At 64.4% G+C, this 12,452-nt stretch carries 12 protein-coding genes; 6 read left to right on the top strand and 6 right to left on the bottom strand.

The genetic code is table 11. The features are described from left to right. The 3 genes from rph to Q8R75_RS11235 all read right to left on the bottom strand — a co-directional run. Nucleotides 1-698, bottom strand: a 698-nt coding sequence (gene rph / locus Q8R75_RS11225) for a ribonuclease PH (RefSeq protein ID WP_305663661.1), incomplete at its 3' end; no start/stop codon positions are given. A gap of 2 nt (nt 699-700) precedes the next feature. Continuing rightward, complete coding sequence (locus Q8R75_RS11230) at nt 701-1,621, bottom strand: PP2C family serine/threonine-protein phosphatase (protein ID WP_305613591.1); 921 nt, start codon at nt 1,619-1,621, stop codon at nt 701-703. Then, nucleotides 1,618-2,586 carry a serine/threonine-protein kinase gene (locus tag Q8R75_RS11235; RefSeq protein WP_305613592.1) on the bottom strand — a complete coding sequence of 323 codons (969 nt, stop codon included), beginning with the start codon at nt 2,584-2,586 and terminating at the stop codon, nt 1,618-1,620. The genes Q8R75_RS11230 and Q8R75_RS11235 overlap by 4 nt, the downstream gene beginning before the upstream one ends. A gap of 176 nt (nt 2,587-2,762) precedes the next feature. Between Q8R75_RS11235 and Q8R75_RS11240 the strand changes: the two genes are divergently transcribed. Continuing rightward, nucleotides 2,763-3,617 (top strand): YicC/YloC family endoribonuclease, encoded by an 855-nt coding sequence (locus tag Q8R75_RS11240; protein ID WP_305613593.1) that lies wholly within the window; start codon nt 2,763-2,765, stop codon nt 3,615-3,617. A 33-nt stretch (nt 3,618-3,650) separates the two neighbouring features. Here Q8R75_RS11240 and Q8R75_RS11245 read toward each other — a convergent pair whose 3' ends face one another. From Q8R75_RS11245 to fabI, 3 genes are all read right to left on the bottom strand, one after another. Continuing rightward, complete coding sequence (locus tag Q8R75_RS11245; RefSeq protein WP_305613594.1) at nt 3,651-4,859, bottom strand: acetate/propionate family kinase; 1,209 nt, start codon at nt 4,857-4,859, stop codon at nt 3,651-3,653. Continuing rightward, nucleotides 4,856-6,289, bottom strand: coding sequence for a bifunctional enoyl-CoA hydratase/phosphate acetyltransferase (locus Q8R75_RS11250; protein ID WP_305613595.1), 1,434 nt, complete (start codon nt 6,287-6,289; stop codon nt 4,856-4,858). Before Q8R75_RS11250 ends, Q8R75_RS11245 begins: the two co-directional genes overlap by 4 nt. A 107-nt stretch (nt 6,290-6,396) precedes the next feature. Beyond that, nucleotides 6,397-7,176 carry an enoyl-ACP reductase FabI gene (gene fabI / locus Q8R75_RS11255; protein ID WP_305613596.1) on the bottom strand — a complete coding sequence of 260 codons (780 nt, stop codon included), beginning with the start codon at nt 7,174-7,176 and terminating at the stop codon, nt 6,397-6,399. A 326-nt stretch (nt 7,177-7,502) separates the two neighbouring features. Here fabI and gmk point away from each other — a divergent pair, with 326 nt between their 5' ends. Genes gmk through Q8R75_RS11280 form a run of 5 tightly spaced genes read left to right on the top strand, consistent with a single transcriptional unit; the run spans nt 7,503 to nt 12,397 of the window. Then, a complete protein-coding gene (gmk, locus tag Q8R75_RS11260) occupies nt 7,503-8,123 on the top strand; it encodes a guanylate kinase (RefSeq protein WP_305613597.1) in 621 nt (206 codons plus the stop codon). Between the two features lie 2 nt (nt 8,124-8,125). Next, complete coding sequence (gene rpoZ, locus Q8R75_RS11265) at nt 8,126-8,332, top strand: DNA-directed RNA polymerase subunit omega (RefSeq protein ID WP_257082018.1); 207 nt, start codon at nt 8,126-8,128, stop codon at nt 8,330-8,332. 55 nt (nt 8,333-8,387) lie between these two features. After that, nucleotides 8,388-10,649, top strand: coding sequence for a bifunctional (p)ppGpp synthetase/guanosine-3',5'-bis(diphosphate) 3'-pyrophosphohydrolase (locus tag Q8R75_RS11270; protein WP_305613598.1), 2,262 nt, complete (start codon nt 8,388-8,390; stop codon nt 10,647-10,649). 28 nt (nt 10,650-10,677) lie between these two features. Further along, nucleotides 10,678-10,884, top strand: coding sequence for a DUF3460 family protein (locus Q8R75_RS11275; protein WP_305613599.1), 207 nt, complete (start codon nt 10,678-10,680; stop codon nt 10,882-10,884). A 58-nt stretch (nt 10,885-10,942) separates the two neighbouring features. Beyond that, nucleotides 10,943-12,397 (top strand): exonuclease domain-containing protein, encoded by a 1,455-nt coding sequence (locus Q8R75_RS11280; RefSeq protein ID WP_305613600.1) that lies wholly within the window; start codon nt 10,943-10,945, stop codon nt 12,395-12,397. Nucleotides 12,398-12,452 lie beyond the last annotated feature (55 nt).

Raw genomic sequence — 12,452 nt, forward strand, 5'->3', positions numbered from 1 at the left:
TGTGCGTTGATGATTTCACCAATGCCTTGTTCCGCCAGCGCCAGCAGGGCGTCGAGTTCGGCGCGCGAGAAGGGTTCGCCCTCTGCGGTGCCCTGCAATTCGACCATGCCGCCCGCGCCGGTCATCACGACGTTCATGTCGGTGTCGCAAGATGAATCTTCGCTGTAATCGAGATCGAGCACCGGAATGCCCTTGACGATGCCCACCGACACCGCGGCGACGAAGTCGCGCATCGGGTGGGCGGCCAGTTTGCCCGCGGCGACCAAACCCTGGAGAGCGTCATGGAGCGCCACGTAGGAACCGGTAATCGAGGCGCAACGCGTGCCACCATCAGCCTGCAGCACGTCGCAGTCGAGCGTGATCTGGCGTTCGCCCAGCGCGACCAAGTCCGTGACCGAGCGCAGGCTGCGACCGATCAGGCGCTGGATTTCCTGTGTGCGCCCACTCTGCTTTCCCTTGGCGGCTTCACGAGCGCTGCGCGTATGCGTCGAGCGAGGCAGCATGCCGTACTCGGCGGTCACCCAGCCCTGGCCCTTGCCGCGCAGGAAGGGCGGCAGGCTTTCCTCGACGCTGGCGGTGCACAGCACGCGCGTGTCACCGACTTCGATCAGCACCGAACCCTCCGCATGCTGCGTGAAATTGCGGGTGATGCGCAGCGAGCGCGCTTGGTCCGGCCGGCGGCCACTGGGTCGGGTCACTGTTACTGTCCTTTGGAAGAATACTTGTTGATGGCGGTATTGATTTCGGAAATCGCCGCCTCGATGGCCGACTCGTCCCAGTCCTCGCGGATCGGCACGCGGTCACCGAAGCCTTCGAGCACTGTGGTGTGGCGGTCCAGCGGCAAGGTTTTGGTCGTAACGGAGCCGCGGGGTTCCTCGGCATAACTGTCATGCCAGTTCAGCGCAACCATGGTCAGGTTGTCGCAGGTTTCGCCACCCGCAGCTTCGGCGCTGTCCATCACGCGCGGCACTGCCTGCATGACGTCGATCTCGGTGAACAACCTGAGCAACTGGTCGTTGCCCAGCGGCCCCCATACACCGTCGCTGCACAGGAACACGGTATCGCCCGCGAGCAGCGGCGTCTTGCGCGAATACTCGATCTGAGGCGCGATCGGGCCGCCGAGGCAACTGTAGATGCGGTTGCGGTGCGGATGGGTCATCGCGCCATCCTCGTCCAGCAGCCCGCGATCGATCATGCGCTGCACGCGCGAGTGGTCGCGCGTCTGCGTCATCACGTGACCGGCGCGCAGCACGTACAGCCGCGAATCACCCGCATGCGCCCAGTAGGCGACCGAATCCTGGATGACGCAGGCGACACAGGTGGTGCGCGGGCCGTCCTCGATGTCGCGCTCATCGGCGTAGTCGAGAATGGCGCAGTGCGCATTGGTCAGGCCGCGCGACAGGAACAGGAAAGGATCGGCCAGGCGCGGCTTGGCTTCGCGCTGGAAGGATTCGACCATGTACTGCACGGCAATCTGCGCTGCGACCTCGCCCTGCAGATGACCGCCCATGCCGTCGGCGATCACCATCAGCAGCGCATCGCGCGAGTACGAATAAGCCATGCGGTCCTGATTGGACTTGCGCTTGCCAACCCGGCTTTCCTGAAAAATCGTGAATCTCATTTGCCCACCAGCGCGCTCAGCCGGGCGCGTACGCGGTCCAGCCAGTTGTCTTCGGTGCTTTCGACCTGCGTTACGGGCTCGACCTGATCCCGCTCCCAGGTGGCAAGCGCCTTTTGCAGCGCAAACACACTTTGCGGCCGCTTCAGATGGTTCAGATCCATGCACCAGTCTATGGTTTCAAGCAGTTGCGGCGAGTACTGCCCGATCCAGCGCTGCGACGCGAGGATCACGCTGTCGTTGTCCAGCCGCTGGTCGGCGGCCTGCGGCGGTCCGCCCGACAGGCAGGCGTACATGCTGGCGCCTACGCTGTAGATGTCGCTCCACGGGCCGAGCAGATCGCGGTTGCGGTAGTGCTCGGGCGCTGCGAAGCCGGGCGTGTACATCGGCTTGAGCATCGGCGTGTCGGCCATCAGTGTGGTGCGCGCAGCGCCGAAGTCGAGCAGCACGGGCGAACCGTTGTTGCGCAGATAGATGTTCGACGGCTTCAGATCGAGGTGCAGCAGCTTGTGCGCATGGACTTCGCGCAGGCCGTTCAACAGCCGCGTGAACACATAGCGGATGAAGCTCTCACGAATTTCACCGCGGCGGCGCGTGATGTATTCCTGCAGCGTGCGGCCGCGCTCGTAGCGCATCACCATGTAGACGGTTTCGTTGGCGCGGAAGAAATTGAGCACGCGCACCACGTTCGGGTGATTCAGGCCGGCCAGCGCACGGCCCTCTTCGAAGAAACATTTCATGCCGTAGCGGAAGGCGGGCAGGAATTCTTCGGGAATGTTCGGGGTGATCTGGCCTTCGTCGCGCAGCGCCAGCGCGTTCGGCAGGTATTCCTTGATGGCCACCGCCGTCTCGTCGCGGTCGTGCGCCAGGTAGACGATCGAAAATCCACCCAGGCTCAGTTGGCTGTGGATGCGGTATTGATCGAGTTCAAAGCCCGGCGGCAGGGCGCAATTGACTTGTGGTGGCATTCTGCGGGCCGCTATGATCCTTGTTTTGGCGCGATTCTGGGCGTTTGGTAACACGCTGTAAAGCTGCCCGACAGCCACGCAGGCAAGTGCGCGGGGTCATCGCGCGGGTCATCAGTTACCACGCGGATCATGCCTGACAATCAGAGAGGGAACATCGCGTGGGAAGCATTCACAGCATGACGGGTTTTGCGACAGCTGCAGTGGCTGTCGGCCAGACAACGCTTAACCTTGAGCTGCGCACGGTTAATTCTCGTTTCCTCGATCTGCATTTCCGCTTTCCCGACGAATTGCGCGTCGCCGAGCCGCTGCTGCGCGAGCAGATCACCGGCGCGCTGTCGCGCGGCAAGGTGGATTGCCGTGGCGGCCTGCAGGCAGGCGGCGACAGTGCGCGCGAACTGGCGCTCAGCGCGCCGCTGCTGGCCCGCCTGGTGGCGCTCGACGCCAGCGTGCGCAGTGCGCTGCCTGACGCGGCGCCGTTGTCGGTGGCCGAAGTGCTGCGCTGGCCCGGCATGCTTGGTGACGAGGCGGTGTCGGCCGAGGCGCTGCTTGAGGCTGCCGGTCGCGCCGTGCGGCAGGCGCTGGGCGAACTCACCGCATCGCGCCAGCGGGAGGGTGTGCGCCTCGCCGCGATGCTCATGGAACGCGTGACGCGCATGCGCGAACTGGTCGCCCAGGTCACGCCGCGCGTACCGGAAGTGGTGCAGGAGTATCAGGCGAAGCTGACCCAGCGCCTGCAGGAAGCGATCGGCAGCGCCGACGACGAGCGCATCCGCACCGAAGTCGGCCTGTTCGCGGTGCGCATCGACGTGGCCGAGGAACTGAACCGCCTCAGCGCGCACCTCGAGGAAGTGGAGCGCATCCTCTCGAAGGGTGGCTCCGCCGGAAAGCGGCTCGACTTCCTGATGCAGGAACTGAACCGGGAAGCCAATACGCTGGCGTCCAAATCGGTCGCGCAGGACGTCGGCAATGTGGCAATGGAACTGAAACTGCTGATCGAACAGATGCGCGAACAGGTGCAGAACATCGAGTAAGCGCACGCGGCATCGTCGTTGCCGCGCATGTAGTCAGCACAACAGTTCGGCGGTGTGGCGCGCGATCACCCACTCTTCGTTGGTCGGGATGACACACACCGCCACGCGGCTGCTGGCGGTGCTGATGCAAGCCGCAGCGGCGTCGTTGGCCGCCGGGTCGAATTGGAGGCCGAGCCAGCCCAGTGGCCGGCAGATCCGCTCGCGCACTGCGGCCGCGTGTTCGCCGATGCCGCCGGTGAACACCAGCGCGTCGATGCCTCCGATGGCGGCGGCCAGCGAGCCGATTTCGCGTACCGCCCGATAGCAGAACAGATCGACCGCCTGCGCGGCGTCCGCACTATCCGATGCGAGCAATGTGCGCATGTCCGAAGACAGCCCCGACACGCCGAGCAGGCCGGATTCGCTGTACACGAGGCGGGTCAGCGCCTGTCCGTCCATGCCGTGCTGTTCCATCAGGTAAAGCAGCACGCCGGGGTCGAGGCTGCCGGTGCGAGTGCCCATCATCAGTCCGTCGACTGCGGTGAATCCCATGCTGGTTGCCTGGCTCCGGCGCGCGACCATGCCGCACATCGATGCACCGTTGCCGAGGTGCGCGACGATCACCCGTCCGTCGGCCCGGGCGGCCGGCAGATGTTGCGGCAGCACGTCGGCGATGAATTCATACGACAGGCCATGGAAGCCGTAGCGCAGCACGCCTTCGGCGGTGATGTGGCGCGGCAGCGCGAACATCTGTGCAATGTCCGGCTGCGTGCGGTGGAACGCCGTATCGAAGCAGGCCACCTGCGGCACACCGGGCAGCGCGCTGGCCATCGCATCGATGCCGGCAAGGTTGTGCGGCTGATGCAGGGGCGCCAGCGGAACCAGATCGCGCAGGGCCGCGATCACCTGCGCATCGAGCAGGACAGGTGCCGAGAATTGCCGCCCGCCATGCACCACGCGATGACCGACCGCTGTGATGCGCAATCCGGCGTCGCAGTCGTGAAGCCATTGCGCCATACGGCGCAGCGCCTCGCGGTGCTGCAGTTCCGCTGACCCCTCGATCGGCAGCTCGATATCTTCCAGCCGGTTGCCCGCCGCATCCTCTGCCCTCAGGCGTGCCGGCTGCCCGGCCGCCCCGATGCCATCGATCCGGCCGGTCACGCGGGCTTGCTGCGGCACATCGCGGGAGTTCGCCGGCAACGCGAACAGCGCGAACTTCATCGAGCTGGAGCCGGCGTTGAGCGTCAGCACGGCATCGCTCATGCATCGCCCCTCGTCACTGCATTGCGTTTTGCATGGGCCATCACGACGGCAATGGCGGTCGAGGTGGTTCGGGTCTCGGCAGAATCGGCACGACTGGTCAGCACAAACGGTACGCGGGCGCCCAGCACGATGCCGGCAGCGAGCGCCTCAGCGAGGTATTCCAGCTGTTTGGCGAGCATGTTGCCCGACTCGATATCGGGTACGACCAGGATATCGGCCTGTCCCGCCACCACTGACCGGATGCCCTTGGTAAGCGCCGCCGCTGCCGAGATCGCATTGTCGAAGGCCAGCGGGCCATCGAGCAGTCCGCCCCTGATCTGCCCGCGATCCGCCATCTTGCACAGTGCTGCGGCGTCAAGCGTCGATGGCATGGTCGGGTTGACCGTTTCCACTGCTGCAAGCAGGGCAACCCTGGGCTCCGGAATGTGCAGGATGTGCGCAAGGTCGATCGCGTTCTGCACGATGTCGGCCTTTTCCAGCAGCGTGGGCGCCACATTGATCGCGGCATCGGTGATCAGCATCAGCCGCGGATAGGTCGGCACGTCCATCACGAACACATGGCTCATGCGTCGAGCCGTGCGCAGGCCGGTCTCTTTCCGGATCACCTCGCTGACCAGTTCGTCGGTGTGCAGGCTGCCCTTCATCAGGGCTTCACACTCGCCGGCGCGGCACAGCGCGACCGCGCGCTCGGCCGAAGCATGGCTGTGCAGCGTATCAACGATCCGGCAGTCGTCGATATCCAGGCCGAACTCCTCGGCGAGTCGACGTATCTTTGCCTCGGGGCCGACCAGCGTCGGCACGATCAGGCCACGGTCACGGGCAAGCAGGGCGCCGCGCAGCGATTCCGCGTCGCAGGGGTGCGCCACCGCCATCGAAATCGGTGTCAGGCCGTGCGTGATCTGCATCAGGCGTTCGAAGCGAGTCTTCCTCGTGTCGGACAGCCGGAATTCCGGCAATTCCGTCTTCACCAGCCTGATCTTGTCGCTCGGCGCCAGGACCTCGGCCGTGCCGTGAATCACCTTCTCGCCATGCTGATTGATGCAGACACAGTCGAGAATCATGTGCTTGTTGTGATCGAACTTGCGATCGCAGCGCACCGTCACGGTCACGGTGTCGCCGACCCTTACCGGGCGGCTGAAGTGCAGTGTCTGGTCGACGTAGATCGTGCCGGGACCGGGGAACTGGGTGCCCAGCAGCGTGGATATCAGCGCGCCGCCCCACATGCCATGGGCGATGACTTCGGTGAAGATGGACGATCGCGCGTACTCGGCATCGACGTGCGCCGGGTTGATGTCGCCGGACATGATGGCGAACATGTGGATATCTTCGTGGCGCAGCGTGCGCAACAGGGTAGCCGTGTCGCCCACGGCGATTTCATCGTAGGTGCGGTTTTCTATCCAGAGCGAATCGGGGTCGGTGAAGTGGTTCATGAACTTTCTGCTTTCGGGATGAGTGGATGTTTTTCAGAAAGTGTCTGCCAGCCGGCTGAATGGTCCGGATCCGCGCTAGCCAGGTGCGCCACTGGGCTGCACCCGCATCAGGCCATGATGTTGTGGCCGCCATCGACGTAGAAGGTCGAGCCGGTCAGGCGGCGCGCGTAATCGGTGGCCAGATAGGTCAGGGCGACGCCCACATCGTCGATGTCCACGAGCTCGCCGATCGGCGACTTCTGGACCGCTTCGTACAGCAGTTCGTCGAATTCCTTGAGCCCGGACGCCGCCCGGGTGCGCAGCGGCCCCGGCGAGATGGCGTGCACGCGGATGCCCTTCGGCCCGAGCTCGAAAGCCAGATAGCGCACGGACGCTTCCAGCGCCGCCTTGCACGGGCCCATCACGTTGTAGTTGGGCACCACCTTGTTGGCACCCGTATAGCTCATCGCGAACAGCGAGCCACCATCGGTCATCAGCGGTGCGGCGAGTCGCGCCATGCGGATGAAGGAATGACACGACACGTCCATGGCCTTCGCGAATCCGTCGGCCGGGCAATCGAGCAGACCGCCCGCCAGCGCCTCTTTCGGCGCAAACGCGATCGAATGCAGCGCAATGTCGAGTCGGCGCCAGGTGCTCTGGATCGCCGAAAAAACATCTTCCATCTGACCCTCCACCGACACGTCCAGCGGCAGCAGCAGTTCTGCGCCGAGTTCCTGCGCCAGCGGTTCGACAAAGCGTCTCGCCTTGTCGTTGAGATAGGTGATCGCCAGTTCAGCCCCGGCCGCGTGCAGCGCGCGCGCGCAGCCCCAGGCGATCGAGTTCTCATTGGCGATACCGATGATCAGCGCGCGCTTGCCGCTGAGAACGCCCTTGTTGCTGTTAGCCATTCTGGGCCCTTGTGTGTGGTGAACTTACCCGCGCAGGTCAGCGGTGTGCCGCGAACCGGCCAGCGTAAGTATCATTACAGTGGTTTCTTGCGCGTTGATGGCAGACAGCCAATGTCCGGCAGGATTTCCTGAACTTGCGTTCCCGGGCTTTCTTCCGGCCAGCGGTGGTGTCACCAGCCTTCCCTCAAGCACTGACCGGACGGCACAGCGTGATCTGTCGCGCCGGCACCAGTAGAATTCCTGCTTACCCGCTGTTCCCGTTTGACCCATCATCCACGGATCGGCGCATCGCAACGATCCCGCTTACACCGAGCAACACTGCAATCATGGCAACACGCGGACTGCTTTTCATCGTCAGTGCGCCCTCGGGCGCCGGCAAGACCACCCTGGTGCGCGGTCTGCTCAAGCGCGACCCCCAGATTCAGCTGTCGATCTCGCATACGACGCGCGCCGCGCGTCCGGGTGAGGCGGACGGCGTGGCCTACCATTTTGTTTCCGCCGCCGTTTTCGACGCCATGCGCTCGGCGGGCGACTTTCTCGAATGGGCGCAGGTGCACGGCAATTGCTACGGAACGTCGCGCCGCTGGCTCGAAGAACAATTGTCGGCCGGCCGTGACGTGCTGCTTGAAATCGACTGGCAGGGCGCGCAGCAGGTGCGTACGTTGTTCCCGACCGCGGTCGGCATCTTCATCCTGCCGCCTTCTCTGGACGCGCTGGCGGCGCGGCTGAACGGGCGCGGACAGGATGCAGCCGACGTCATCGAGCGGCGGCTGGCCGCGGCGCGCGACGAGATACGTCATCTTCACGAATTCGATTTCGTTATAATCAATGACATACTGAGTCAAGCTCAAGCTGAACTGGTATCCGTTGTGCAGGCCGCGCGCTTGCTGACGACCAGCCAGATGGCGCGGCATCCTGAAACATTCAAATCACTGGGCATTGACTGACCATGGCACGTATTACTGTTGAAGACTGTCTCAAGCGCATCCCCAACCGATTCCAGCTGACGCTGGCAGCCACCGTCCGTGCGCGTCAGCTCGCAGCCGGCAGCACGCCGCAGGTCGAAGCCGAAAACGACAAGCCCACCGTGGTGGCGCTGCGCGAGATCGCCGCCGGCAAGTACGGTGTCGAAATCCTGAACCGTGGCCAGGTCTGATGCGACCGGGCCTCAGGCTCTGAACTGAACCATGCGGCCGGTGGACGACATACTCATGCCCACCCCGGTCATACAACCTTCGCCTGAAGCACCCGTTGTCGCCATCGGTCTGGCCGACAACGATCCCCACGCGGGAAATCTCGCCGGTCCCCACGGCGGAGACTTCGATCGCCTGATCGCATCCATTTCTGCCTATCTGCGGGAAGAAGACGTACAGCGCATACGCGACGCCTATGCGCTGTCCGCCAGCGCGCATGCCGGCCAGTTCCGGATGAGCGGCGAGCCCTACGTGTCGCATCCGGTCGCGGTGGCGGAGATTCTCGCCGGCTGGCAACTCGACAGCCAGGCGCTGTGCGCCGCGCTGCTGCACGACGTGATGGAAGACACCGACATCACGAAGGAAGAGATTGCCGAGCGCTTCGGCAAGGTGGTCGCCGAACTGGTCGATGGCGTGTCCAAGCTCGACAAGATCGAATTCCAGTCGAAGGAAGATGCGCAGGCGGAAAACTTCCGCAAGATGCTGATGGCCATGGCGCGCGACGTGCGCGTCATCCTTATCAAGCTGGCCGACCGTACTCACAACATGCGCACGCTCGGCTGCGTGCGCCAGGACAAGCAGCGGCGCATCGCGCGCGAAACGCTCGAAATTCATGCGCCGATCGCCAACCGGCTCGGTCTGCACGCGGTGTATCGCGAACTGCAGGATCTGGCCTTCCAGGCCATGTATCCGCTGCGTTACCGGGTGCTCGACCGCGCGATGAAGGCCGCGCGCGGCAACCGGCGCGAAGTGGTCGGCAAGATCACCGACGCCATCCGTACCCGCCTGCCCGAACGCGGGCTCGAAGCCGACGTGTTCGGTCGCGAGAAGAGCCTGTATTCGATCTTCCGCAAGATGCGCGACAAGCACCTGACGTTTTCGCAGGTGCTCGACATCTACGGCTTTCGTGTGGTGGTGCCGGATGTGGCCGCCTGTTACCTGACGCTGGGCGCGCTGCACGCGCTGTACAAGCCGGTACCCGGCAAGTTCAAGGATTACATCGCGATCCCGAAGGCCAATGGGTATCAGTCGCTTCACACGACGCTGATCGGCCCGTTCGGTACGCCGGTGGAAGTGCAGATACGCACTTCGGAAATGCACCAGATCGCGCAGAACGGGGTGGCGTCGCACTGGCTGTACAAGGACAGCGAGCAATCGCTTGATGATCTGCAGGCCAACACGCACCGCTGGCTGCAGTCGTTGCTCGAACTGCAGAGTTCGGCGCCGGACTCGGCCGAATTCCTGGAACACGTGAAGATCGACCTGTTTCCGGGCGAGGTCTATGTCTTCACGCCCAAGGGCAAGATCATGTCGCTGCCGCGCGGTGCGACCGCGGTCGACTTCGCGTATGCAGTGCATACCGATGTCGGCCACTGCTGCGTCGCCTGTCGCATCAATCACGAGCTGATGCCGCTGCGAAGCGAACTGAACAGCGGCGATCAGGTGGACATCATCACCGCAACACACCCCAATCCGAATCCGGCCTGGCTGGGTTACGTGAAGACCGGCAAGGCGCGGGCACAGATCCGTCACTTCCTGAAGAACATGCAGGTCGAGGAATCGGCGCAGCTCGGCGAGCGGCTGCTGACCCAGGCGCTGCGCCAGTTCGGTGTCACGCCTGATGAAATCAGCGATGTGTCGTGGACACACTGGCTTGAAACAGCCGATATCCGCAACCGCAAGGACGCGTTTGCCGACATCGGTCAGGGCAAAAGTTCGGCCACCTTCGTCGCGCGCAGCCTGCTCGAACTGCAGACCGCACGCGAGGCCGGCAGCGGCATCGAGGTGCCTGAAAGTGCGCTGCTGATCCGCGGTTCCGAAGGCATGGCAGTGCAGATCGCGCGCTGCTGCCAGCCGATTCCCGGCGACCCCATCGTCGGCCAGATGCGCAAGGGCTCCGGCCTGATGATCCACGCGCACGATTGCCCGACGCTGCGGCGCAACCGCAAGGAAGGCGATCAGTGGGTCGATGTCGAGTGGGAGCGCGACACCAGCCGCGTGTTCGAAGTCGGCATCCGCGTCGTGTCGGCGAATCGCCCGGGCGTGCTGGCCAAGGTGGCATTCGAAATCGCGGAGTGCGGCGCCAACATCCAGAATGTCGGAATGGAAGAAGACGGCAGCCTGTACACACAGATTCATTTCACGCTGCAGGTGAGTGATCGCGTGCATCTGGCGCGCATCATGAAGGGCTTGCGTCGCGTACCGGAAGTGGTGCGCATCAACAGGGTGCGTGCCGGTAGCGAAAAGGCCGAAGAAGGTCGCAGGGGCGCGCAGCAATAATCATCGAATTTTCTGTCTGGAGTCTGAAGTGGCTGATTACGAATCGGATCACACGCGTTTCATGCGTGAGTACCTGGAAAAGAATCCGGAGCAGGTTGAAGAGCAGCGCAAGGGACGCGCGCTGTGGTGGGACAAGCCGCAGGACCTCGAAAGCCAGCGCCGCTTCGATGAAGCAAAGGTTCCGCAGAAGGCCTATCCGTATCAGGCTGACCTGACGCCGGGCGAGTCACACTGAATCCGGTACCTGATCCGGCAGCACCGCCTTGGTCGCTGCTCACGTTTGCATCCGCCTGATGAGCCTGCTCGACACGCCGCTGGCCATTGTCGATCTGGAAACGACCGGCGGCGATCCGGCGCTTGACCGCATCACCGAGGTCGGCATCGTGCTGGTGGACGGGGACTGTCGCGTCGAATGGTCCAGTCTGGTCAATCCGGGCATCCCGATTCCCGGCAACATCCAGCGCTTCACCGGAATCACCGATGACATGGTGCGCCGGGCGCCGCGCTTTGCCGACATCGCGCAGCAGGTGGCCATGCTGCTGCATGACCGTCTGTTCGTGGCGCACAACGCACGCTTCGACCACGGCTTCCTGCGCAACGAATTCGCTCGCCTTTCACTGTCCTTTGCGCCGCGTGTGCTCTGTTCGGTGAAATTGTCGCGTGCGCTCTACCCGGGATATCCGCGTCACGGGCTGGATGCCGTGATGGAGCGGCTCGGCCTGAACTGCGATGCGCGCCACCGCGCACTGGGCGACGCCCGCGTGGTGTGCGACGTGCTCGACATCGTGAAGCGCGATTTTCCGGTCGCGCAGATCGATGCGGCGATACGCAAGGCCGGGCTTGCCGCATCGCCGGTGCCCGGTTTCGCACCGGGCGCCGTGGGAGACCCGCCGGAGGCGCCGGGCGTCTACCTCTTTTATGGCGAGCCGGTTGTGCCGGGCGCCGCTGCAGACCTGTTGCCGGCAATGGCTGAAGCCCCACTTTTTGTCGGGCGCAGCCGCAATCTGCGCGCGCGCGTGCTGTCCCACTTCAGTGGTCAGCAGAAGGCGGGTCAGGCAGCGCGGCTTGCGCGAGACACGCGGCGCGTCGAATGGACCGAGACCGCTGGCGAACTGGGCGCCCTGCTGCTTGAAGCGAAGCTCGTGAAACAGTTGCAGCCGCCTTACAACAAGCCGCCACGGGCAACTGGCCCGGCTGTTGCGCTGCACCTGCTCGGGGGCCCGGGCAACGAAGTCGCTGCCGGTGAGGCGGCGCTGGTTGTGGTCGATCTCGACCGCGTCGCGCCGCAGCAGCTGAGCGGTCTGTATGGCCCGTTCCGCTCGCGCCGCGATTGCATGGCAGCCTTGCGCGAAATGGCGACGGCGTGGCAGCTGTGCCCGAAACGCATCGGCCTGCAGGGGCACGAAAGGCGTACCGCCGCCTGCGTGAATGTGCAGATCAAGCGCTGTCGCGGCGTGTGCTGCGGGCGCGAGGATGCGCGGCAGCACGATCTGCGGATGATGAGTGCGCTTGACGGGCTGCGGGTGCCGGACTGGCCGTGGCCGGGTCGGGTGGTGGTGCGTGAACGACGGCCCGGGGCGCTGCGTGGCGAGCGTCACTGGCTGTCGCATTGGTGCTATCTGGGCAGCGCCGCGGAAGAAGCGGATGCCTTGCCCGCAGGTATCGCCGTCCGCTTCGACTACGACCATTACCGCATCCTGCGACGCCACCTGGACACACTGCCGGTCGAGGCGGTCGAGCCAGCATAGGGCGGTGCCGCTGTCGGTTCGCGCCCGACGACGTCCTGCGCCAGCCGATCGCCGG

It is taken from the genome of Methyloversatilis sp., from assembly GCF_030696805.1.
Lineage (GTDB): Bacteria > Pseudomonadota > Gammaproteobacteria > Burkholderiales > Rhodocyclaceae > Methyloversatilis.